This is a genomic window from Burkholderia sp. APQ4-4ca, assembly GCF_057837105.1.
In genome coordinates this window covers 21,606-44,511 of record NZ_JBYQCG010000183.1, presented here as the reverse complement: position 1 = coordinate 44,511, position 22,906 = coordinate 21,606, and the positions used below count along the sequence as shown (strand labels likewise).

General features: G+C 67.7%; 23 protein-coding genes and 1 pseudogene. 8 read left to right on the top strand and 16 right to left on the bottom strand.

The genetic code is table 11. From position 1 onward, the window contains the following. Positions 1-57: 57 nt before the first annotated feature. Entirely contained in the window at positions 58-318 is a 261-nt protein-coding gene (locus AC3IFE_RS20805; RefSeq protein WP_011548992.1) for a DUF2866 domain-containing protein, read from the bottom strand. A gap of 219 nt (positions 319-537) precedes the next feature. Then, on the bottom strand, positions 538-1,698 hold the full coding sequence (locus tag AC3IFE_RS20800) for a porin (RefSeq protein WP_089470738.1): 1,161 nt from the start codon (positions 1,696-1,698) through the stop codon (positions 538-540). Positions 1,699-2,007: 309 nt separating this feature from the next. On the opposite strand from AC3IFE_RS20800, the gene AC3IFE_RS20795 reads away from it, so the two are divergent. After that, a complete protein-coding gene (locus AC3IFE_RS20795; RefSeq protein ID WP_089470737.1) occupies positions 2,008-2,814 on the top strand; it encodes a MetQ/NlpA family ABC transporter substrate-binding protein in 807 nt (268 codons plus the stop codon). Between the two features lie 141 nt (positions 2,815-2,955). On the opposite strand, the gene AC3IFE_RS20790 is transcribed toward AC3IFE_RS20795, so the two are convergent. From AC3IFE_RS20790 to AC3IFE_RS20775, 4 genes are all read right to left on the bottom strand, one after another. After that, entirely contained in the window at positions 2,956-4,071 is a 1,116-nt protein-coding gene (locus AC3IFE_RS20790) for a succinylglutamate desuccinylase/aspartoacylase family protein (RefSeq protein WP_089470736.1), read from the bottom strand. Positions 4,072-4,295: 224 nt separating this feature from the next. Continuing rightward, positions 4,296-5,078, bottom strand: a complete 783-nt coding sequence (locus tag AC3IFE_RS20785; protein WP_301737305.1) for an ABC transporter substrate-binding protein — start codon at positions 5,076-5,078, stop codon at positions 4,296-4,298. A gap of 226 nt (positions 5,079-5,304) precedes the next feature. Then, positions 5,305-6,225: a LysR substrate-binding domain-containing protein gene (locus AC3IFE_RS20780; RefSeq protein ID WP_489191788.1), complete on the bottom strand. Its 921-nt coding sequence runs from the start codon at positions 6,223-6,225 to the stop codon at positions 5,305-5,307. Between the two features lie 59 nt (positions 6,226-6,284). After that, complete coding sequence (locus AC3IFE_RS20775) at positions 6,285-7,232, bottom strand: GlxA family transcriptional regulator (protein ID WP_489191787.1); 948 nt, start codon at positions 7,230-7,232, stop codon at positions 6,285-6,287. Positions 7,233-7,338: 106 nt separating this feature from the next. Between AC3IFE_RS20775 and AC3IFE_RS20770 the strand changes: the two genes are divergently transcribed. Together AC3IFE_RS20770 and AC3IFE_RS20765 are read left to right on the top strand one after the other, a co-directional pair. Next, entirely contained in the window at positions 7,339-7,647 is a 309-nt protein-coding gene (locus AC3IFE_RS20770) for a DUF3817 domain-containing protein (RefSeq protein ID WP_489191786.1), read from the top strand. Further along, positions 7,644-8,045, top strand: a complete 402-nt coding sequence (locus AC3IFE_RS20765; protein WP_489191785.1) for a CopD family protein — start codon at positions 7,644-7,646, stop codon at positions 8,043-8,045. The genes AC3IFE_RS20770 and AC3IFE_RS20765 overlap by 4 nt, the downstream gene beginning before the upstream one ends. A gap of 10 nt (positions 8,046-8,055) precedes the next feature. On the opposite strand, the gene AC3IFE_RS20760 is transcribed toward AC3IFE_RS20765, so the two are convergent. The 3 genes from AC3IFE_RS20760 to AC3IFE_RS20750 all read right to left on the bottom strand — a co-directional run bounded on the left by AC3IFE_RS20760 (position 8,056) and on the right by AC3IFE_RS20750 (position 11,402). After that, the gene (locus AC3IFE_RS20760; protein ID WP_489191784.1) at positions 8,056-8,649 is read right to left on the bottom strand and encodes a hypothetical protein; all 594 of its coding nucleotides are present in this window, start codon (positions 8,647-8,649) and stop codon (positions 8,056-8,058) included. A gap of 213 nt (positions 8,650-8,862) precedes the next feature. Next, positions 8,863-10,251 (bottom strand): NCS2 family permease, encoded by a 1,389-nt coding sequence (locus tag AC3IFE_RS20755; protein WP_489191783.1) that lies wholly within the window; start codon positions 10,249-10,251, stop codon positions 8,863-8,865. A 473-nt stretch (positions 10,252-10,724) separates the two neighbouring features. Continuing rightward, positions 10,725-11,402, bottom strand: a complete 678-nt coding sequence (locus AC3IFE_RS20750) for a TetR/AcrR family transcriptional regulator (RefSeq protein WP_489191782.1) — start codon at positions 11,400-11,402, stop codon at positions 10,725-10,727. A 48-nt stretch (positions 11,403-11,450) separates the two neighbouring features. Here AC3IFE_RS20750 and AC3IFE_RS20745 point away from each other — a divergent pair, with 48 nt between their 5' ends. Beyond that, a complete protein-coding gene (locus AC3IFE_RS20745; RefSeq protein WP_089470728.1) occupies positions 11,451-12,116 on the top strand; it encodes an O-methyltransferase in 666 nt (221 codons plus the stop codon). Between the two features lie 122 nt (positions 12,117-12,238). Here AC3IFE_RS20745 and AC3IFE_RS20740 read toward each other — a convergent pair whose 3' ends face one another. From AC3IFE_RS20740 to AC3IFE_RS20715, 6 genes are all read right to left on the bottom strand, one after another. Continuing rightward, the gene (locus tag AC3IFE_RS20740) at positions 12,239-12,757 is read right to left on the bottom strand and encodes a DUF3455 domain-containing protein (protein ID WP_489191781.1); all 519 of its coding nucleotides are present in this window, start codon (positions 12,755-12,757) and stop codon (positions 12,239-12,241) included. Positions 12,758-12,976: 219 nt separating this feature from the next. Continuing rightward, complete coding sequence (locus tag AC3IFE_RS20735; protein ID WP_089470726.1) at positions 12,977-14,092, bottom strand: alkene reductase; 1,116 nt, start codon at positions 14,090-14,092, stop codon at positions 12,977-12,979. A 62-nt stretch (positions 14,093-14,154) separates the two neighbouring features. Continuing rightward, complete coding sequence (gene dkgB / locus AC3IFE_RS20730) at positions 14,155-14,961, bottom strand: 2,5-didehydrogluconate reductase DkgB (RefSeq protein ID WP_089470927.1); 807 nt, start codon at positions 14,959-14,961, stop codon at positions 14,155-14,157. Positions 14,962-15,109: 148 nt separating this feature from the next. Continuing rightward, the gene (locus tag AC3IFE_RS20725; RefSeq protein WP_489191780.1) at positions 15,110-16,060 is read right to left on the bottom strand and encodes an LLM class oxidoreductase; all 951 of its coding nucleotides are present in this window, start codon (positions 16,058-16,060) and stop codon (positions 15,110-15,112) included. A gap of 13 nt (positions 16,061-16,073) precedes the next feature. Next, positions 16,074-16,397, bottom strand: a complete 324-nt coding sequence (locus tag AC3IFE_RS20720) for a MoaF-related domain-containing protein (RefSeq protein WP_489191779.1) — start codon at positions 16,395-16,397, stop codon at positions 16,074-16,076. A gap of 28 nt (positions 16,398-16,425) precedes the next feature. Then, positions 16,426-17,628, bottom strand: a complete 1,203-nt coding sequence (locus AC3IFE_RS20715) for an MFS transporter (protein ID WP_050012129.1) — start codon at positions 17,626-17,628, stop codon at positions 16,426-16,428. A 101-nt stretch (positions 17,629-17,729) separates the two neighbouring features. Here AC3IFE_RS20715 and AC3IFE_RS20710 point away from each other — a divergent pair, with 101 nt between their 5' ends. Then, on the top strand, positions 17,730-18,671 hold the full coding sequence (locus AC3IFE_RS20710) for a LysR substrate-binding domain-containing protein (protein WP_489191778.1): 942 nt from the start codon (positions 17,730-17,732) through the stop codon (positions 18,669-18,671). A gap of 70 nt (positions 18,672-18,741) precedes the next feature. Here AC3IFE_RS20710 and zwf read toward each other — a convergent pair whose 3' ends face one another. After that, positions 18,742-20,217, bottom strand: a complete 1,476-nt coding sequence (gene zwf / locus AC3IFE_RS20705; RefSeq protein ID WP_089470721.1) for a glucose-6-phosphate dehydrogenase — start codon at positions 20,215-20,217, stop codon at positions 18,742-18,744. A gap of 202 nt (positions 20,218-20,419) precedes the next feature. On the opposite strand from zwf, the pseudogene AC3IFE_RS20700 reads away from it, so the two are divergent. From AC3IFE_RS20700 to AC3IFE_RS20690, 3 genes and pseudogenes are all read left to right on the top strand, one after another. After that, positions 20,420-20,996 (top strand): annotated as a pseudogene (locus tag AC3IFE_RS20700) (TetR/AcrR family transcriptional regulator). A gap of 165 nt (positions 20,997-21,161) precedes the next feature. Next, entirely contained in the window at positions 21,162-22,037 is an 876-nt protein-coding gene (locus AC3IFE_RS20695; RefSeq protein ID WP_489191777.1) for an SDR family NAD(P)-dependent oxidoreductase, read from the top strand. Positions 22,038-22,296: 259 nt separating this feature from the next. Then, positions 22,297-22,906, top strand: a 610-nt coding sequence (locus AC3IFE_RS20690; protein ID WP_489191776.1) for a glutathione S-transferase family protein, incomplete at its 3' end; no start/stop codon positions are given.

The window sequence follows — 22,906 nt, the reverse complement described above, 5'->3', positions numbered from 1 at the left end:
CCGCACGACGCGTGCGGCGCGGCCGGCAGACGGGAAGCGGATGGCGCGTCAACGCGTTCAGAACTGCAGCCGGCCGTCGCCGTAAAGCCGGCCCGGCACGTGCGACGCGACCACCTCGGCGATCTCTTCGTCGGTCGATTCGGCCGGCACGATCTGGCGCCGCGCGGGCGCGTCGAGATGCATCGTCCATTCGACGAGACGATACGGACGGCCCCAGGGCCGCTGCATTTCCACCGAGACGCGGCAACTCTGGACCGGCAGCGAGTGTTGGCACGTCAGAATCGCGTGCAGATGGCTGAAAACGGTATCTTCGATCATCGTGGCCTCCGATCCTGTCTTGTGAGCAGTTGATGGCGGTGCCGTAGGGGTCTCAAAAAAAAAGCCGCCGATGCTCAGGCGGCCAACAGGGGGGGTGTAAGCATCGTCTCAGCCCAGAATTAAGCGAAACTTAAAAGCTCATAAAAAAGCGCCCCGCGTGAAGCGGGGCGCTGCTTGCCGTCCTGATCCGCGCATGACGCGGCCAGTTAAGCGGATGCTTTAGAACTTGTGACGGATACCGACGCGAGCAGCCAGCTGGTTCGACGAACCGTTGCCCGACGTGTTGAAGTAGCTCGTGCTCGAACCGATCTGCGCCTGCACGTTGTTGCCCGAAGCCTTCTGGTAGACGACCAGGCCGTACACGTCCGTACGCTTGCTGAGCGCGTAGTCGAGGCCCACGTTGCCCTGGTTCCAGTGCGCCGAGCTGCCGCTTTGCGTCGCGTTCGTGTACGTGTAGCCCGCTGCCGCCGACAGCGCAGGCGTGAACGCATACTTCACGCCTGCTTCGTAGGCGTTGTAGAACGTGCCCGATGCGCCGGCCGCGATCGGGGTGAACTGCGTGCGCGTCCAGAGCAGCCATGCCGTTGCCGGGCCGAAGACATAACGGCCGCCGACGCCATACGTGCGCAGGTCGCGGATGTTCGTCAGCGCGAGGTTCGCGATCGACGTCGAGAAGGCCGGCGTCGACTGGCTCGGGAAGCGGATGTCCGTGTAAGCGGCGCCGAGGGCGAACGGGCCGTTCGCGTAGTTCAGGCCGAAGCTGTATGCACGCGACGAGCCCGGCGTCGTCGTGGTGCCCGTCGTCGTCGACGGTGCGCCGGCGAAGTCGGTCGAGTTCGAGAAGCCGTACAACGCGCCGAACGTGAAGCCCGAATAGTTCGCGCTCTGGAACTTCACCGCGTTGTTGATGCGGCTCGACGTCAGCTGGTCGATGTCGTTCACGTGGTAAGCGTAGTTACCCGCGACCGTGTTGCCGCCGGTCGAGTAGTTCGAGCCGAGGATGTCGGTCGAGAACGAGTACTGACGGCCGAACGTGACCGTGCCGTATTGCGCCTGGCTCAGGCCGACGTAAGCCTGACGGCCGAAGATCGCGCCGCCTTGGCCGAGCGTGCCGTTGCCGCTGTTGAAGCCGTTTTCGAGCACGAAGATCGCCTTCAGGCCGCCACCGAGGTCTTCGGTGCCGCGCAGGCCCCAACGGCTGCCCTGGGCCACGCCGTCGTCGTACTTGAACAGCTTGCCGCTGCCGCCGTTGGCGGTCTTGCTGTGGTTCACGTAGCTGATACCGGCATCGATGACGCCGTACAGGGTCACGCTGCTTTGTGCGTGCGCGGTGCCGGCCGTTGCTGCCAGGGCGGCGATGGTCAACAGTTTCTTGTTCAAAGGATTCTCCGAGCGAATGAATGGCGTGTCCAGTTGCGGTTCCGGCGCTCTCTACGGGCGCTTTCACGGACCGGCGCAACTTTATCGGCGGGCCACGTAATGAATATGACAGCGCCTGTCATATGAAGAATGTGTGGTGCCGATGCGACATCGAATTCTGCCCGGGTTGTACATCCGGGGTTATACCGAATTCGCCAGTCGTTCGATCCCGAACCGGAATATGCACATGAAATAAGCTTGGTTTGCCGTGTCCGCGCCCCGTGCCACGATCCGTCCTCCAACAAACGACATGGGACAAGAGGACACCACATGCGACGTTCGATTCTGACCGGCCTCGGCGCGCTCGCCGCCGCGCTGGCATTCGCCGCGCCCGGCGCGCACGCCGACTCGCAAACGCTGAAGATCGGCACGATGAGCGGCCCCGACGCGCAGATCTGGACCGAGGTGACGAAGGTCGCCGCGCGCGAAGGCCTTGCGATCAAGGTCATCGAATTCAACGACTACGTGCAGCCGAACGCGGCGCTCGACGCCGGCGATCTCGATGCGAACGGCTTCCAGCACCAGCCGTTCCTCGACAGCCAGATCAAGCAGCGCGGCTACAAGATCGTCAACGTCGGGCTCACCTATACCGCGCCGATGGGTTTCTATTCGAAGAAGCTCAAGTCGCTGAAGGATTTGCCGGTCGGCGCGAAGGTCGGGATCCAGAACGATCCTTCGAACGGCAACCGCGCGCTGTTGTTGCTGCAGAAGTACGGGGTGATCAAGTTGAAGGCCGGCGTCGGTGCGAACGGCGTGAACGCGACGCCGCTCGACATCGCCGAGAACCCGAAGAAGATCAAGATCGTCGAGCTCGATTCCGCGCAGTTGCCGCGCGCACTGCCCGATGTCGACGCCGCGTCGATCAACACCGACTACGCGGTCAAGGCCGGGCTCACGCCGGTGAAGGATGCGATCGCGATCGAGGACCTGCGCGGGCCGTACGCGAACCTGATCGCGGTGCGTGCGCAGGACAAGGACAAGCCGTGGGTGAAGAAGCTCGTCGCGGCCTATGAATCGGACGACGTGCGCAAGTTCATCGACCGGAAGTTCGGCGGCGCGATCGTGCCGGCGTTCTGAGCGGCCTTCGCGCGCAGCGCGCCGGCGGCGAAGCATCGGCTGCCGACGCGCGCTCCGGAAAGCAAATCGCCCGCGCAAGCGGGCGATTTCGTTTGATGCAGCCGATGGCGCGCGATGGGCGCGGCGGCCCGGCGCGCAGCCTCAGGCCGACAGCAGCGAACCGGTGCGGATCGCGGTCGCGCCGGCGATGCGCGCGACTTCCATGCCGGCCGTCGCGAAGCGCACGATCTGGCGCGCGTACAGCACGCCCGACACGCTGCTCTTCAGCGTGACGACGCGATCGGTCAGCGGATCGACGATGTCGGCCACGGCCTGGCCGGCCTCGATCATCGCGCCGACCGGCGTGCGGAACACGATCACGCCCGACACCGGCGCGACGAGCGGATCGGTGCCCGCGAGCGGCGTGGCCGGATGCGCGAGCGGCGGCAGCGGCGCCGGCGTGCCTTCGACGATGCCGCGCTCGGTCAGGTATTCGACGATCGCCTGCGCGTCCTTTTCCGCGAACTCGTACGACACGTCGCGTTCGCTGCGCAGTTCCACCGTGACGGAAATCGCGCCGTTCGGGATCGGGAAGCGGTCGCCGAAGCGGTTGCGCAGATCCGACCAGCAGAAGCTGTGGATTTCGTCGAACGGGTTGCCGACCGAATTCAGCGCGAGCAGCGACGCCTTGGCATCGAGATAGCGCGCCAGCGGCTCGACGTCCGCCCACAGATCGGGATTCGTGTAGAGGTGCATCACCGCGTCGCTGTCGCAGTGGAGGTCGAGCACGATATCGGCGTCGAACGACAGCTTCTGCAGCGCGAGGCGCTGCGAGTCGAGTTCGGTGCGCGGCTTTTGTTCGTCGAGCGCTTCGCGCATCGCGGCGCGTACGACGGCGAGATTGCGTTGCGCGTCGTTCGCGAGGCGGCTTTCGACACGCGGCAGCACGAGCGCCGCGAGATCGTAGAAATTGCGGTTGAAGTTCTGCATCGAGCCGAGCTCGAAGCGGCCGAGATGATCGCCGAACACGTGTTGCGACAGGCCGATCGGATTGGGCACGGGCACGATGACGACTTCGCCTTGCAGCTTGCCGGCCGTCTCGAGCGCGGCGATCTTGCGACGCAGCAGCGTGGCGACCAGCATGCCGGGCAGCTCGTCCGCATGCAGCGACGACTGGATGTAGACCTTCTTTCCGCCGCGCGGGCCATAGTGGAAGCTGGTGATCTGGCGTTCGGTGCCGACGGCGGGGGAAATCAGCGGATGGGTCTGCGTTTGCATGGTGAGGAGAGTGCGGCGCAGCCGCGAATGATCCGTGTGCGTGGAAGATCGATTGTACGTTGCCTTCCTCGCCGCCATCAAACCGGTGCCGGAGCGCGCGGATTTCCGTTGAGAATCATCGGGTTGGCGCGAAAAAAATAATGACGCCCGCGCCGCGCGCAAAAAAAACGGGCTCCTCGCGGAGCCCGTTCCCGTCGCGCCGAATCGCGCGTCGTTCAGCCGGATTACTTGCCGTAGACGTCGAAATCGAAGTACTTCTTCGCGATCTTGTCGTACGTGCCGTCCTTGCGCATGCCGGCGATCGCGCCGTCGATCTTCGTCTTCAGGTCGGTGTCTTCCTTGCGCAGGCCGATACCGGCGCCTTCGCCGAGCGTCTTCGGATCGTCGAGGTCCTTGCCGGCGAAGTCGAAGTTCGCGCCGCGCGGCGTCTTCAGGAAGCCGATCTCGGCTTGCACCGCGTCCTGCAGCGTGCCGTCCAGACGGCCGGAGATCAGGTCGGCGTAGACCTGGTCCTGGTTCTGGTAAGGCACGACGTTCACGCCCTTCGGCGCCCAGTACGTCTTCGCGTAGGTTTCCTGGATCGTGCCCTGCTCGACGCCGATCGACTTGCCCTTCAGCGATTCGGCCGTCGGCTGCAGGTTCGCGCCCTTCTTCGTGACCAGACGCGTCGGCGTGTTGAACAGCTTCGCCGAGAACGCGATCTGCTCGGCGCGCGCCGGCGTCATCGACATCGACGACAGCACGCCGTCGAACTTGCGGGCCTTCAGCGCCGGGATCATCCCGTCGAAGTCGTTTTCGATCCACACGCACTTCGCGTGGATGCGGCGGCAGATCTCGTTGCCGAGATCGACGTCGAAGCCGACCACCTTGCCGTCGGCGCCTTTCGATTCGAAAGGCGGGTAGCTTGCGTCGACGCCGAACCGCACGGTCGTCCAGTCCTTCGCATATGCCGTGCCGGCCGATACGGCGAGCAGGGCCACGGTCACTGCCGCAAGAATTTTTTTCACTCGGTGACTCCTCGTTTTGTTCGATGGGTGCGCGGTTGTGCCGCGCCGTAAGCCTTCGGCCCGCCGCGGCTTCGCGTCGGACAGTCCGTTTCGCCCGCCCGATGGGGGCGCGCGACGTGCGGAAGATTATCAAGACAAAATACCGGCGGGGCGCCTAGGACAAGCCCCGATACCGGGCCCGGCGGCGGCGCGTCGGACGCACCGCCGTTTCACTCACAGGAACGATTCAGCCGAGCGTTTCGTTGACCGCGCGCTGCAGGCACGCGGCGAAGTGCGACACGGCGGGCGTGGGCAGCAGGTCGCGCCGCGCGATGATCGACAGGTCGAAGCGCGGCATGCTTTCGTCGAGTTCGGCCGTGCGGATACCGAGCGGCGCGACCGTCGCGGCGAGCGGGCGCGTGAAGCAGCCGATCACGTCCGAGCGGGCGACGAGCCCGAGCGTCACCGCGAACGACATCGGCGAGCGCAGCAAACGCTTCGGCAGCGGCAGCCCGTGCGCCTCGAACATCCCCACCATCACGCTGTGCTGAAACTGCTCGGCGCCGACGGTGACGATCCACTCGGCGTCGAGCAGTTCCTCTAACCGACGCGCGTGCGCGAGCGGGTGGCCGTCGCGCATCACGATCGTGAATTCGGTCGACAGCAGCGGCAATTGCGTGAAATCGCGGTCGAGCGCGGGCACATGGTGCATCGCCGCGATGTCGAGCGTGCCGTTGCGCAACTGCGCGAGCGCGTCCGGCACCGTCACTTCCTCCAGATGCAGGCTGACGTTCGGCATCGAGCGGCGGAACGCCGTCACGGCGTGCGGCAACGCGGTCAGCGCGATCGACGGCATCGTGCCGACCGCGACGCGGCCCGACATTTCGCCTTTCACCTGCTCGACGGCCTCGACCGTGCGGCGGACGTCGCCGAGCAACTGCTCGGCGCGCGGCAGCAGCGCTTCACCGCAGGCCGTCAGCTCGACGCCGCGCACGCTGCGCACGAGCAGTTCCGCGTTGAGTGCGGTTTCGAGTTCGCGGATCGTATGCGTGATCGCCGGCTGCGTGACGCCGAGCTCGCGCGCGGCGGCGCGCAGGCTCTTCTGGTGCGCGGCGGAGACGAACGCCTGGAGCTGCGCGATGTTCAGGGGATTGCGGATGCGGGTCATCGGTCGGGTCCGGTTGGCGCGAAAGGGGCGGCGGGTTCAGGTGGCGAGCCCGACGAAGGTCATGCGTCGGCGCGCGCGCGGAACGCCTGCCGGTAGCGCTGCGGCGACGTGCCGACGATGCGCGCGAAGCGCTCGCGAAACGCGGTGACCGAACCGAACCCGGCTTCCGTCGCCACGTGTTCGATCGACAGCTCGGTCACCTCCAGCAACTGCTGCGCATGCCGGACGCGCGCGGTCTGCAGCCATTGCCCGGGCGACGTGCCCGTCTGCTCCTGGAAGCGCCGCGTCAGCGTGCGCACGCTCGTCGACGCCTTGCGCGCGATCGCGTCGAGCGTCAGCGGCTGGCGCAGGTTCGCGTGCAGCCAGTCCATCAGGTCGTGCAGCCCTTCGCCGCCGGCCGGCCATTCGGGCGCGATGAACTGCGCCTGCCCGCCTTCGCGCACGCGCGGCGCCACCGCGCTGCGGGCGGCGTCGACGGCGACTGCCGCGCCATAGTCGGCCTGGATCATGTGCAGGCACAGATCGAGGCCGGCCGCCGCGCCGGCCGAGGTCAGTATCCGGCCGTTGTCGACGAACAGCACGTTCGGGTCGACGTCGACGTTCGGATAGCGGCGCGCGAGTTCGGCGGCCGCGAGCCAGTGCGTCGTCGCGCGCAGGCCGTCGAGCAGCCCCGCTTCCGCGAGCACGAACGCGCCGCTGCAGATCGACGCGATCCGGCGCCCGCGCGCGGCCGCCGCACGCAGCGCGTCGAGCACGCGGCGCGACGTCGGCGCGAGCGGCACCGACGTGCCGGGGACCATGATCGTGTCGGCGTCGGCCAGCGCGTCGAGGCGAAACGGCGGGCGCAGCTCGAACAGGTCGCCGCCGACGCGCGGCTGCTCGCTGCACACGCGTACGCGGTATGCCTGTTCGACATGCGACGCCCGCACGCGCACGAACGTGTCGCAGGCAACGCCCAGATCGAACGGGACGACATCGGGCAAGGCAAGAACGGCGACCGTGTGCATGGCGTGTGCGGCCGTGGCCAGAATCCGTTGAAAGATGTCATTCTAGCCAATGGCTCGGACCGGCACCACACGCGACAATCGCGGCGGACCACCTGGAGGCCTGCCGATGAAACAAGACGATCGCAACGCGTTGCGGAACCTGCAATACCTGTCGCTGCTGGAGGCGACCACGCTCGTCGCGCTGGTATGCGTGGCCGTGCCGCTCAAGCATCTGGCCGGGTATCCGGTCGCGGTATCGATCATGGGCCCGGTTCACGGCATCGCATTCGCGATGTACGTGTGGGCGGTGGTCGGCACCGCGTCGAGCGGGCTGTGGAGCAAGCGCGAGGTCGCGCGGCTCGTGCTGTCGGCCGTCGTGCCGTTCGCGGGGCTGGCGAGCGCCGGCTGGATCGCGCGCAGGCGGCACGCGCAATGATCTACCTGATGCTGAAGGCCGTGCATCTGGTGGCCGTCGTCACGTTCGTCGGCGGGTTGCTGCTGTCGTCCGTCGCGGTCCGTATGGCGAACCTCGCCGTGCATCGCGCGGTGCGGCGCTGGGATCGCACGGTGACGGCGCCCGCGCTCGCGGTCGTCTGGATCGCCGGCATCGCGCTCGCGTCGAGCGGTCACTGGTTCGGCGCCGCGTGGCTGTCGGTGAAGCTCGCGATCGTCGTCGCGCTGTCGGTGCTGCACGGGATCCTGGCCGGCACGCTGCGGCGCATGGAGCGCGACGATCTCGTCGTCGTGCCGGCGCCGTGGCTCGGGCACGCGGCGGGCGCGGTGATCGCCGCGATGGCGCTCGTCGTCGGGCTGGCCGTGATCAAGCCGTTCTGATGCGGCCCGTTCAGACGAGCGCCATCTCCACCGCCGCCAGCGTGCGACGCCGGATCCAGCCGCTGCCCAGCCGGATCGCGAGCCAGTACGGCGTGAACAGCCGGCGCGTGCGCGCGCTCGGGCAATGGACGAAGGTTTCGGTGCGCAGGACGTGCGCACCCGACGCGAGCCCGACCACCTCGAACCGGAGCACCAGCTTCGCATCGCGCGGATCGTCGTGCCGGACGAAGGCGTCGGCGTCGGCGAGGGGGCGCACGTCGGGCGTCGGGCGCCAGAAGCGGCCGACGAGGCCGAGCGACAGCGACGTGTCGTCGCGATGAAGCGGCGTGAAGGTGTCGAAGCCGAAGCGCGCGCGTTCGGGGCGGGCCGGCGCGTGGCGCAGTGCGCCCGCGATGGCCGCCGGGAATTCGCGCACCGTCAGCAGGGTGTCGACGACGGGATCGGCGCGCATGTCGAGCGACGCGACGACATCGATGATGCGCGCGGGCGGCGCGTCGATCGGCTGGGATTCGTGCACTTCGTGGAAGCCGAACGACGGAATGAACGGCGGCTTGCGCGCCGAGGCCCGGGTGCTCGATTCGGAGACGATGCCGAGTGTGTTCATCGCGACCCCTGAAGGCAAAACGCGATCGTAGCACCGGGCGCGAATGGGCGTCGCGCCGTTTTCGCGCAACGCGTCGCGCGGCGGCGCACCGACAAAAAAAGCCTGGAAACTCGCGTTTCCAGGCGTGGAGACCATCGACGACGATGGTGGAGGAGACGGTGGCGTCCCGATGCGCGCCGCCCTTCTGCCGGCGACGTCGCGCATGTCGCGTGCTTAGATCGCCCAGCCGCCGAGATAGAACGTGACGAGCACGGCCGCGATGAGCACGGTGCCGACGTTGAGCTTGCGGAATTCGCCGCTGGCGAGGCGGCCGATCACGAGCGTCGAGAAGCCGAGCATGATGCCCGTCACGATGTTCGCGGTCAGCACGATGAACACCGCGCACACGAGGCCCGACATCGCGTCGACCATGTCGTCCATGTGCAGCTTGCTCACGCTGCCGAGCATCAGCAGGCCGACGTACATCAGCGCCGGCGCGGTCGCATACGACGGCACGAGGCCCGCGAGCGGCGAGAAGAACATCACGACGAGGAACAGCAGGCCGACCACGGCCGCCGCGAGCCCCGTCTTCGCGCCGGCGGCCACGCCGACGCTCGACTCGATGTAGGCCGCCGCCGGCGCGCCGCCGAGGAAGCCGGAGAAGATCGAGCTGATCGAATCGGCGGTCAGCGCGCGGCCGCCGTTGATGATGCGGCCGTTCGCGTCGAGCTGGCCGGCTTGGCCCGCGACCGCGCGGATCGTGCCGGTCGCATCGAACACGGCGGTCATCACCAGCGCGAGCACGCTCGGCAGTACGGCCATCGACAGCGCGCCCTTGATGTCCATCGCGCCGATCAGCGATGCGTGGCCCGGTGCGCTCAGCGACGGCAGCGCGAAGATGCCGCGGTACTTCACGGCCGGATCGAAGATCAGGCCGAACACCGAGATCGCGATCACGACGAGCAGGATGCCGCCCGGCACGCGACGCTTTTCGAGCCCGAAGATCGCGGCGAGCCCGACGACCGACATGATGACCGGGAACGCGGTGATCTGGCCGAGCGACACCGGCAGGCCGGCGCCCGGGTTCTTGATCACGAGGCCGACGTCGTTCGACGCGATCAGCAGCAGGAACAGGCCGATGCCGATCCCGGTGCCGTGCGCGACGCCCGCGGGCAGGTTGCGCAGGATCCACGAACGCACGCCGGTGACCGAGATGCCTGTGAACACGAGGCCCATCAGGAACACGGCGCCGAGCGCGACCGTCGGATGCAGCCCCTTGCCGAGCACGAGGCCGAACGCGGTGAACGCGGTCAGCGAGATCGCGCAGCCGATCGCGATCGGCAGCTTCGCCCACAGGCCCATCAGCAGCGAGCCGAACGCGGTGGTGAGGCACACCGCGACGAACACGGCGCTCGTGTCGAAGCCGGCCTTGCCGAACATGCCGGGCACGACGAACACGGAATAGACCATCGCGAGGAAGGTGGTCACGCCGGCAATGATCTCGCGACGCTGCGTGCTGCCGCGCGACGAAATGCCGAAGTAGCGGTCGATGACTCCCTTGGTGCCAAAGTCAGTTTCTTCCGCGCCGACGCCGACCGTCGGCTGCACCGGGGTATCACTCATGAGCTTGCTCCTTTATCAGCATGCTGAAACGGCTCGTGGCGAACCGTCGTCAGGGTGTCTCGTATCTAGTTGGGATTGTTCGGCAACGTCGCGGGGACGCATGACGCGCGATGCGTGTCGTTACGTGCGAATCGAAACGATCGCGAGGGTGTCGCGTCGGACGACGCGTGGTGTGGTCGACCCCGTCACGTGTGCTTTGCCGTAGCGAAGGTTAGGCGAGCCGCCCATCACGTCCCATCGGGGGAAGAGCATGCAGCGCATGTCGCAGCGCTTATATCGGCGTGCAACGGGGCTCCGTCGCGCCGACACGCGTGTATACGCCTAGTTGGAATCCGTTAAGGCGACTATTTGAATGCAGGGGCGGGGGGGGGGGGCGCACGCGGGCGGGCATCCGGTATTACGAATGACTTTCAATGCGGCCCGGAAGGCCGGCGCGCGTGCGGTGTCCGTTCCGGTACGGCACGGCGCGGCGCTCAATCGCGCGCGAGATGCGCGAGATACGCGCAGAACATGTCGGCCATCGCGTCCGAGTACGTGTCGATTTCCGCGGGCGTGCGCGCGGTTTCCGAGAACGCCTTGCCGCCCGTCGTGAGCGTCGTCAGGATCAGCTCGCACGCGAGCGCATGCGTGGCGTCGGGCACGTCGGGCAGCGCTTCGCGGATGAACGCGCGGAACGCCCGGTTGCCCTCGGCCTTCACTTCCTGCGCCTCGGGCGCGTCGCGATAGAGCGGGGCGGCATCGTCGAGGGCGATCCGCATCGGCGCTTCGTCGCATTCCGAGCGGATGAACGCATGCACGGCGGTGCGCAGCCGCTCGGGCGGCGCCTTCGTCGTGTCCTGCAGCATCCCGCACAGCATGTCGTGCGTCTGCCGCCACTCGTCGTGCTGGAGCCGGAACAGCACGGACGCCTTGTTCGGGAAATACTGGTACAGCGAGCCGACGCTCACGCCGGCCCGCTCGGCGACGCGCGCCATCGTGAAGCGCTGCGCGCCTTCGCTCGCCAAAACCTGAATAGCCGCCTGCAGGACATCCTCGACGAGACGGGTCGAGCGTGCCTGTCGAGGCTGCTTGCGCGTGGCGATCGGGGCGTTTCGGCGGTCGGTCATGAGCGGTCTGCCAATGCGAATAGTAAAACCTGAATAGTTCGTCATATTCTAGTCGGGTGCAACGACGCACTCAACCCGATACCGGAGATTCGCATGACTACCCTGATGCTCGACCCGCTGGCTTCGCTGCTGGCGCGCCTGTTCGATGAAGCCGACGCGTCGTCCCCGGCGACGAGCCCCGCCTTCGCGAACGTGTCGCGCGACGAGCAAGCGCGACTGATGCGCAGCAAGACGGACTACGCCGATCTGTATGCGCGCCTGAAGGACTATCCGCTTCCCGTGTCGCGCGAGACGGGCACGCTGCTGTACATGCTCGCGCGCAGCGGCGGAGCCAGGACGATCGTCGAATTCGGCACGTCGTTCGGCATTTCGACGCTGCATCTCGCGGCCGCGCTGCGCGACAACGGCGGCGGCCGGCTGATCACGAGCGAGTTCGAGCCGTCGAAGGTCGCACGCGCGCAGGCCAACCTGGCAGCAGGCGGATTGGCCGATCTCGTGGAGATTCGCGAAGGCGATGCGCTGCGCACGCTGGCCGCCGATCTTCCGGATGCGGTCGACCTGCTGCTGCTCGACGGGGCGAAGGCGCTGTATCCGGAGATTCTCGCGCTGGTCGAGCCGCGGCTCAGGGCGGGCGCGTTCGTCGTGGCCGACAACGCGGAATACAGCCCCGACTACCTCGCTTACGTGCGCGCGCCGGAAAACGGCTATCTGTCGGTGCCGTTCGGCGGCGACGTCGAATTGTCGATGCGGCTGCGCTGACGAGACGGAACGAGGGTGCCGGCGATTTCACGCTTCCCTGCATCAAATATACGAAAACTGATTGAATGGAAGCGTGGCGCAAGGCGACGGGATGGTGCCCGTCGCTTGCGGCGTCGTGCGCGTTACTTCAGGAACACGTAGCGCGCGAAGTACGGAAAGCGGCCGACCGCGTGCTCGGTCGTGCACGTCGCGGCCGGCGGCGTGCCGCCCGCCGTGTCGAGCCGCTGCACGAAGCGCACGCCGGCGAGCGTGCCGGTTGCGGCCGGCGTCGCCGCGAGCAGCAGTTGCGGAATGCTGGCCGGGCTTGCGCTTGGCGCTTCCGCGCGCTTCTTGCCGGTAATGCGGCTGCCGTCGAGCGCTTCCCACGACGGCCCTGCGCCGTGCCGGACGACGAGCGTGCCGCCGGCATCGAACAGCAGCGCTTCGGGGTGCTGGAATGTCCACGCGAGCCGGTGTTCGGCATCGTATTCGCACGTGTAAACCTGCAAGCCGCTCGCGGTGGTCGACAGCACCGGCGTGGCCGGCTCGGGCGGCGCGAGACCGGCAGCGTCGTCGGCATGCGCGGGCGCGGTGAATGCCGCGAAGGAAAGACCGGCCGCAACGGCCAGCAGCATGTCGCGTGTCGGGGAGCGGCTTGGCATGGCGCGGCGTCCTTTCAGGTCGGGTGACGGTCGTGTGGAGTCGATCCTGTCAACACTAGACGCCGATCGCGTGGGCCGCAACCCGGAAATGACAATCGCGGCGATAGTCGCCGCGATTGCCGAAGGGCTAAGGCGCGATCAGCGGATCGCGACCGGGTTGATGTTGACCTGCGTGGAGCCGACGTACGGCGGCTGGCCGGGCACGAACAGGAGAATCGTTCAGGCCGCGGCTTGCGCGAGCGTCGGGTAGTCGGTCAGGCCGTGTGCGCCGCCGCCGAACAGCGTGTTGCGATCGTGCGGCGCGAGCGCGGCGCCGGTGCGCAGCCGCTCGGGCAGGTCGGGGTTCGCGACGAACGGGCGGCCGAATGCGACGAGATCGGCCCAGCCGGCGGCGATCGCTTCGCGGGCGCGCTCGGCGGTGTACGCGCCGGCATAGATCAGCACGCCCGGGAACGCGGCGCGCAATTGCTGCTTGAAGGCGACCGGCATCAGCGGCGCGTCGTCCCAGTCGGCTTCCGCGATGTGCAGGTAGCCGACGCCGAGTTCGCCGAGCAGCTTCGCGGCGGCGAGGTAGGTCGTTTCCGGATCGTCGTCGACGCAGCCGTTCAGCGTGGTCAGCGGCGCGAGGCGGATGCCCACGCGCGATGCGTCGCCGGTCCCTTCGATCAGCGCCTGCGCGACTTCGCGCAGGAAGCGCAGACGGTTCTCGAGCGAGCCGCCGTATGCGTCGGTGCGCGTGTTCGCGTTCGAATCGATGAACTGGTTCACGAGGTAGCCGTTCGCGCCGTGCAGCTCGACGCCGTCGAAGCCGGCTTCGATCGCGTGACGCGCGGCGGCGCGATATTGATCGACGGTCTCGCGGATCTCGTCGATCGACAGCGCGCGCGGCTCAGACGCCTGCACGAAGCCCGGCGTGCTGCCGTCCTCGCCGGCGATGAACACGTTCACGCCCTTCGCCTGGAGCGGCGACGACGACACCGGTTGCGCGCCGCCGAGCAGGCTCGTGTGGCTCAGCCGGCCGACGTGCCACAGCTGCGCGAAGATGCGGCCGTGCGCGGCATGCACGGCGTCCGTCACCTTGCGCCAGCCGGCGACCTGTGACGGCGTGTGAATGCCGGGCGTCCATGCATAGCCCTTGCCGAGCGGCGCGATGTAGGTACCTTCGCTGACGATCAGGCCCGCACTCGCGCGCTGCGCGTAATACGCGGCCATCAGTTCGTTGGCTTCGTCGCCGGGCTGGCTCGCGCGCGAGCGCGTCATCGGCGGCATCACGATGCGGTTCGGCAGCGTCAGCGCGCCGAGTCGCAGCGGTTGGAAAAGCGGGTCCTGGGTCATGGTGGTGTCCTCTCAGTGTCCGCGGCCGGCTGGCCGCGGGCGGTCGATCAAGAAAGCGGCGTTCAGTCCCACTTCGGCGCGAGGCCGGCCGGGTCGACTTCGCGGCCGTTGCGTTCGAGCGCGGCGATCTGCGCCATGTCGTCGTCGGTCAGGCGCAGCGTCTGCGCGAGCAGGTTGCTTGCGAGGTTCTCGCGCTTGGTCGACGACGGGATCACCGAGTAGCCGAGTTGCAGCGCCCACGCGAGCGCGACCTGCGCCGGCGTCGCGTCGTGACGCTGCGCGATCGCGCCGATTACCGGGTCGCCGAGCACCTTGCCGTAGCCGAGCGTCATGTACGACGTCACGTGAATGCCTTCGGCGCTCAGGAACTCGACCAGCTTGCGGTTCTGCAGGTACGGGCTCAGTTCGATCTGGTTCGTCGCGATCGCGTCCTTGCCGACGGCCGCGATCGCTTCCTTCGTCAGTTCGATGTTGAAGTTCGAGATGCCGATCTGGCGCGTGAGGCCCTTCGCCTTCGCGTCCGCCAGCGCGGTCATGAACGCGTCGATCGACACGCCGTTGCCCGGCGCCGGCCAGTGAATCAGCGTCAGGTCGACGACGTCGGTGCGCAGCTTGCGCAGGCTTTCCTCGAGGCTGGCCGCCAGTTTTTCCGGCGCGTAGTTGTCGACCCAGATCTTCGTCGTGAGGAACAGGTCTTCGCGGCGCACGCCCGACGCGGCGATCGCTTCGCCGACTTCGGCTTCGTTGCCGTAGATCTGCGCGGTGTCGATCGCGCGGTAGCCGACTTCGAGGCCGTTGCGGACCGAGTCGATGACGACCTGGCCTTGCAGGCGGAACGTACCGAGGCCGAATGCGGGAATCTTGCTCATCATGTGCTCCTGAAAGAGGGGAAACGATTGCGGTATGGACGTCATTCTGGCGCGTGAGACTGATGAGATAAACGCCTTCATAAGCCAAAAATATTTGATTTAAAGTCAAATATTGGTTGCGCCGCGGGCGTCCGGACCGTGGTCGCCCTTATGCGACGCGCGTCTGCGGCGTCGTGTTCGGGTGGAACGCGGGCAGCACGTCCGCCGCGATTTCGGCCATCGTCTCGTCGAGCGGCCGGCGGTTGCGGCGGAAATGCAGGCCGATGTGCTGCACGCCCGCGTCGCGCATCGCCGCGAGTTCTTCCGTCAGCGCGAGGCGCCCCGCGCGGGCGCCGAAGCGGTGCCGCTGAAGCGGTTCGTGCGGATCTTCCGCGAGGTCGAGGTGGATGAAGCTCACGTACGGCTTGTCGCCGGCCACCGCGTGCCAGTTCGCGGCGCGCTGCAGGTGATCGGCCGGCGTGCCCGGATACGCGAGACAGCCGTCCATGTGCTCGCCGATCCACTCGGGCGTTTGCTGCGCGAGACCCGCGACGAGCAGCGGCACCGGCGAACGGGCGGCTGGCAGCACTTCCAGGCCGGGCGGCAGATGCTCGCGCGCGCCGTCGCGCAGCAGCGCGATCTGGTCGCGGAAGTTCGCGCCGCGCGTGGCGAAGTCGCGGCCGAACAGCGGATATTCGACCGGCCGGTCGCCGCTCGCGACGCCGAGCAGCAGGCGCCCGCCGCTCAGTTCCTGGATCGTCGCGGCCGATTTCAGCGTCAGCAGCGGCTCGCGCAGCGGCAGCACGACGGCCGCGGTGCCGAGCAGGATGTCGCGCGTGATCCCGGCGAGGTAGCCGAGATACGAGAACGTTTCGAACACCTGCGCGGCGTCGCCGAACGACGGGTCGTACACCGGCACGTCGCGCACCCAGAGCGCGCGAAAGCCGAGCGTGTCGGCCAGTTGCGCGAGCTCCGCGTGGATGTCGAGGCTGGGCACGCCGGGGTGGCGGCCGTCGTGCCGGCGTTTCGCGTTGCCGGACGGGGTCCAGTCGTTGTCGAGCGGCAGTTCGACGCCGATGCTGAAGCCGCCGGCGGCGAGCGAGTCGAGTGAAGTGAACATGGTCGGGCTCCGTTCAGACCGCGCGCAGGCTGCCGTCGAGCCGGTGGAAATCGAGCGACGGCGCGGTGAAGAACGAGCGCGACGTGCCCGCGGCGAAATCGTCGATATGCACGACGGTTGCGCGATCGGCTTCTTGCCACGAGATCGCGTAGGCGTCGCCGGCGATCGGCTGCCACGTGTATTCGACTTCGCCGGTGGCGCCCGCGTACGGGCCTTCGGTGATCGCGTAGCGCATGTGGAGGCCGTCTTCGTCGTACGCGTTGAGCGCGGTGAGGCCGTCGTAGCGGACTTCGAAAGTCTTGCCGGCGAACGGCGGACGTTGGGTCGATGCGTTCATGCTGAGGGCTCCTGCGAAAGGATGACGTTCAATGGGCGAGTTCGACGGGTTCGGCCGTGCGTTCCGGGAGGCCCTGACGGCTGTCGAGACGGCCGCTCAGCGCGGTGAGCGCAAACGCGCCGAGCGTGACGACGGCGGCGATCCACGGCGTGTGGCCCAGGCCGACGTTCGCGACGATCAGGCCGCCGAGCGACGACCCGCCCGCCACGCCGAGGTTGAAGGCGGCGATGTTGAAGCCCGATGCGACGTCGGTGGCGTCCGGCGCGAAGTGGCGCGCCTGCTTGACGACGTACACCTGCAGCCCCGGCACGTTGCCGAACGCCACGGCGCCCCACGCGAGCATCGTCAGCACCGCGAGCCATTTCACGTGGATCGTGAAGGTCAGCGCGAGCAGCACGATCGCGAGCAGCAGGAAGATCCGCTTGAGCGCCTTCACGGGGCCGACGGCGTCCGCGAGCTTGCCGCCCCACACGTTGCCGACCGCCACCGACACGCCGTAGCCGACGAGCACGAGGCTGACCTGCGACGGCGTGAAGCCGGCGATCTGTTCGAGCAGCGGCGCCATGTACGTGAACGCGATCAGCGAGCCGCCGTAACCGACCGCCGTCATCGCATAGACGAGCAGCAGGCGCGGCTGGGCGAGCACGCGCAACTGGCGGGCGAGCGGGGCGGGCGGCGTCTGCGGCAGCCCGCGCGGCACGAAGGCAACCGCGCCGAGAAACGCGACGAGGCCGAACAGCGCGACGATCAGGAACGTCGCGCGCCAGCCGAAGTGCTGGCCGATGAAGGTGCCGAGCGGAATGCCGGCGACGAACGCGACGGTCATCCCGCTGAACATCGTCGCGATCGCGCTGGCGGCCTTGTCCTTCGGCACGAGCGTGGTCGCGATGATCGAGCCGACCGAGAAGAACACGCCGTGCGCGAGGCCGGTGAGCACGCGCGCGACGATCAGCGATTCGTAGCCCGGCGCCTGCCATGCGACGAGGTTGCCGACGGTGAAGAGCGCCATCAGCCCGGCGAGCAGCGCCTTGCGCGGCACGCGGCCGGTGAGCGCGGTGAGAAGCGGCGCGCCGATGGCTACGCTGAGCGCATACAGGCTGACGAGCAGGCCGGCGGACGGCAGGCTGACGCCGAGGTCGGCGCCGATCGTCGGGATCAGCCCGACGATCACGAATTCGGTGGTGCCGATGGCAAAGGCGCTGATGGTCAGCGCAAGCAACGCGAGTGGCATGACGGGATCCGGGTTTCAGTAGGAACGGATCGCAGTGTGCCGGCTTTACTTTTGCGGAAAAACTCGTCTATAAACCAAATTGTTTTGATTTCAAATCAACAATGAAGATCACCCTAGACGAACTCCAGGCCTTTGCCGCCGTGGTCGACACCGGTTCGATCACCGCCGCCGCCCAGCAGCTCGACCTCACCGTGTCGGCGACGAGCCGCACGCTCGCGCGGCTCGAGGAAAAGCTGAAGACCACGCTGCTGCGCCGGACCACGCGCCGGCTCGAACTGACGGAGGAAGGGCGCGCGTTCCTGCAGGACGCGCGCGCGATCATCGAATCGGTCGAGAACGCGGAAGAGCAGATGCTCGCGCGGCGCGAGATGCCGTCCGGGCGCCTGCGCATCGACGCCGCGACGCCGTTCATGCTGCACGTGATCGTGCCGCTCGTGCGTGGCTACCGCGAGCGCTTTCCGAAGGTCGAGCTGGAGCTGAACAGCAACGAGGGCATCATCGACCTGCTGGAGCGGCGCACCGACGTCGCGATCCGGATCGGCCGGCTGAAGGATTCGACGCTGCACAGCCGGCGCATCGGCAACAGCCGGGTGCGCATCCTCGCCAGCCCCGACTACGTCGAAGCGCACGGGCAGCCGCGCAAGGTCGACGATCTGCCGAAGCATACGCTGCTCGGTTTCACGCAGCCCGAATCGTTGAACGTATGGCCGATCCTCGGCACGGACGGCGAGCCCTGCCGCATCGAGCCCGACGTCTGGTCGTCGAGCGGCGAGACGCTGCGGCAGCTCGCGCTGGCGGGCACGGGGATCGTGTGCCTGTCGGATTTCGTGACCGCGCAGGATCGCGAGGCCGGGCGGCTCGTGCAGGTGCTCGCGCGCCAGACGCTCGACGTCCAGCAGCCGATTCACGCGGTGTACTACCGCAATACCGCGATCTCGTCGCGGATCGCGTCGTTCGTCGACTACCTGATCGAGGTGCTGGGCGGCGGCAGCGGCGGCGATGCGCCGGCGCGGCGCAAGGCCGCGTGGATGGAGCCGCAGTAGCGGCGCGGCGCAGGCGGCGCTGCCCTGCGGAATCCGGCGTGCCGCGCGGCGGCACGCCGTCGTGCGGCGATTACGCCTCTTCGGCCCACGACATCCCGTCGCGCGCGAGCAGCGCCGACGAAGCCGCGGGCCCGAACGTGCCGGCCGTGTACAGGCGCGGCCGGTCGCCGAGCTGCTTCCAGCCGTCGAGGATCGGCTCGACCCACGACCACGCGGCTTCGAGTTCGTCGCGGCGCATGAAGTGCGTGAGGCGGCCGCGGATCACGTCGATCAGCAGCCGTTCGTACGCTTCCGCGCGCCGTTCCGGAATCGCCTGCTGCAGGTCGAGGTTCAGACTGACCGGCACCATGTTCATCCCGCTGCCCGGCTCCTTCGCGAGCATCTGCAGCTGGATCGACTCTTCCGGCTGGAGCTGGATCACGAGACGGTTGCCGTAATTGCGCGGGCCGGTAGGGATGATCGAGAACGGCATGTCCGCGAACTCGATCACGATTTCCGACTGGCGGCGCTGCAGCCGCTTGCCGGTGCGCAGGAAGAACGGCACGTTCGCCCAGCGCCAGTTGTTGATGTGCGCGCGCAGCGCGACGAAGGTTTCCGCGCGGCTGTCCGCCGGCACGTTGTCTTCCTCGAGATAGCCCTTCACCGGCTGGCCGTCGACCGCGCCGGCCGTGTACTGGCCGCGCACGGTGTCGCGCGCGACGTCCGACAGCGACATCGGCCGCAGCGAGCGCAGCACCTTCAGCTTCTCGTCGCGCACCGCGTCCGGGTCGAGCGACACCGGCGGCTCCATCGCGACGATGCACAGCAGCTGCAGCAGGTGGTTCTGCACCATGTCGCGCAGCGCGCCGGTATGGTCGTAGAAGCCCGCGCGGCTGCCGACGCCGACCGTTTCCGCGACCGTGATCTGCACGCTGCGGATATTCGGCGCCTGCCACAGCGGCCCGAAGATCGGGTTGCCGAAGCGCAGCACCATCAGGTTCTGCACGGTTTCCTTGCCGAGATAGTGGTCGATCCGGTAGATCTGCGATTCCTCGAAGTGCTTGCCGACCGCGTCGTTGATCGCCTTCGCGGACGCGAGATCGTGGCCCAGCGGTTTTTCGAGGACGACGCGCGAGTGCGCGTCGACGAGGTGCGCGGCCGACAGGTTGTCGCAGATCGTCGTGAACAGCTCCGGCGACGTCGACAGGTAGAACACGCGCACCGCGTCGCCACGCGCCGCTTCGGCGAGGCGCAGGTAGTCGTCCGGCACGTTGACGTCGATCAGCACGTACTTGAACAGGTCGAGGAAGCGGCTCCACGCGTCGGCGTCGAACGCCTTCTCGTCGATGAACGGGCGCGACTGCTCGTCCATGAACTTGCGATAGCCGTCGATGCCCCAGTCGCGGCGGCCGACGGCGATGATGCGCGTCTCGGGCGGAAGATTGCAGTGCAGGTGCGCCATGTATAGCGCGGGCAACAGCTTGCGGGCGGCCAGGTCGCCGCCGCCGCCGAAGATGATCATGTCGACGGGCCGGTCGGCCGCCGTCTGGGAAGGCTGATTCGTCATGGGAGGTTCGCGGTTTGAAACGGTGAACGTGAAACGAACGTCGAGGGCAATGCGGCGCCGGATGCGCGGGCGCCGGTACGGCAAAACGCAATAGTGCACCGTTTTGATGGATTGCGTATGCGTTCCCGCGGATGTAACAGGGCTTGCGTTCCCGGCGAGGGCTTGATTATGATTGAGCGCTCACTCATTAAAGGAATCGAACGTGGCCCGTCCGCGCAGTCCCGACAAGCACGAAGCCATCCTCGCCGCGGCCGCGCGCGCTCGCCGAGGACGGCGCGACCGCGACCACCGCGCGCATCGCACGGCTCGCCGGCGTGGCGGAAGGCACGGTGTTCACCTATTTCGAAACCAAGGATGCGTTGTTGAACGCGCTGTACGTGAGCCTGAAGGCCGACATGCGCGAAGCGATGATGACCGGGTTTCCGGAACACGCGCCGGCCGAACAGGCGGTGCGGCATGCGTGGAACGGCTATGTGTCGTGGGGCGTCGCGAATCCGGACGGCCGGCGTGCGCTGCAGCAGCTCGGCGTGAGCGGTCGCATCGACGACGCGCATCGCGCGGCCGGCACCGAGGGCTTCGGCGCGATCCGCGCGCTGCTGCGCGAACAGGTCGCCGCGTCGGGCGGGCTGAACCGCGACGAAGCGCATGCGTTCTGCTCGGCGTTGTTTACGTCGATCGCGGAAACCGCGATGGAATCGATCGCGCGCGATCCTGCGCGGGCCGATGCCTACCGGGAAGCGGGGTTTCGCGCGATATGGGCCGTGTTGCAGACGGTGTGAGCGGAGCAGGGAAGTCATGGCGACGCGTGCGGTGGCTCGCATCTCCATGGCGCGCAGCGAGGTGTCAGGCTGGGCGATGCGGTCAGGAAGGATCGGTTCATCGTCCATATTAATGAGTGAGTAATCATTCATTTTCATCGTTTCACCATGGTCAAGGAGTGGAAAATGTCGAAAGTCTGGTTGGTAACGGGGGCCGCACGCGGCCTGGGGCGCGCGATTTCGGAAGCCGTGCTGGCGGCGGGCGACCGGCTGGTGGCCGGCGCACGCGATCCGGCGCGGCTGGCCGATCTGGCCGAACGGTATGGCGACCGATTGCTGCCGGTCGCGCTCGACGTCACCGACGAAGCGGCGGCGGCGCAGGCCGTCTCGGCGGCCCGCGCCGCGTTCGGCCGCATCGACGTGCTGGTGAACAACGCGGGCTACGGCCATACGGCGCCGTTCGAGCAGATGGGCGCCGACGTGTTCCGCGACCAGATCGAAACGAACCTGTTCGGCGTGATCCATCTCACGCGCGCGGTGCTGCCGACGATGCGCGCGCAGCGCGCGGGGCACATCTTCCAGGTGTCGTCGGTCGGCGGGCGGACGTCGACGCCGGGGCTGTCCGCGTATCAGGCCGCGAAGTGGGCGGTCGGCGGGTTCAGCGACGTGCTCGCGAAGGAAGTCGCGCCGTTCGGTGTGCGCGTGTGCACGCTCGAGCCGGGCGGGATGCGGACCGAATGGGCCGCGCAGGCGAAGCGCGGCGTCGACGATCTGCTGCCCGACTATCAGCCGTCGGTCGGAAAGATCCTCGACCTGCTCGGCGCGTATGGCGGCCGCGAGATTGGCGATCCCGCACGGATCGCGGCGCTGATCGTCGATCTGTCGCGCCGCGACGACGTGCCGCTGCGCCTGCTGCTCGGCGGCGATGCGCTGTTCGTCTGCGAGCAGGCGGAACGGCAGCGCGCGGAAGAGGCGGCGCGGTGGCGGGACGCGACGCTGTCCACGCAGTTTCCGGACGCGACGCTGCCGGACGGGCTGGATGCGTTGAAGGCGTTCGAGTAAGGGCGGCCGTCGTCGCGGGCGGCGCGTCGAGCGCGCCGCTCGCGCAAGCCCGGTCGCGCGCCGGCGCGATCGACTTCATCAGCGGTCCGGCGCGCAACACGCCGCGTTGGTCCGCATCGCAACGCCGGCTTTCGCCCGACCATTCGCGAAACGAGAACGATCAATTCTCGTCAGCGGGGATTCTGCCGCAACCGTCGAGTTTCTAGACTTGCTCCAAGCGATGAGACCTGCTTGTCGCACCTTCCCAAAGGAAACAGTCATGAAGCTCTACGTTCACCCGCTTTCCGGTCATTCGCACCGCGCCCGCCTGCTCATCTCGCTGCTCGGCATCGAGCACGAACTGATCGAAGTCGACCTGGCCGCCGGCGCGCACAAGTCGCCTGAATTTCTGGCGCTGAACCGCTTCGGTCAAGTGCCGGTGCTGGTCGACGGGGAGACCGTGATCGCCGATTCGAATGCCATTCTCGTGTATCTCGCCCGCACGTCGGGCAACCGCGACTATCTCCCGCAATCGCCCGCGCAGGAAGCCGCCGTGCAGCGCTGGCTGTCCGTCGCGGCCGGCGAGATCGCATTCGGCCCGGCCGCCGCGCGGCTCATCACGGTCTTCGGGGCGAAGTTCAACGCCGACGAAGTGATCGCCCGTGCGCATCGCATCCTCGCGCTCATCGACGCCGAACTCGCGGGGCGCGACTTCATCGTCGGGCCGAAGCCGACCATCGCCGACGTCGCGTTGTATGGCTACGTTGCGCGCGCGCCCGAAGGCAATGTGGACCTGTCCGGCTATTCGAACGTCGCGGCGTGGCTGCGCCGCATCGAAGCGTTGCCGGGCTTCGTCGAGTTCGTGAAGATGCCGGTCGGGCTCGCGGCCG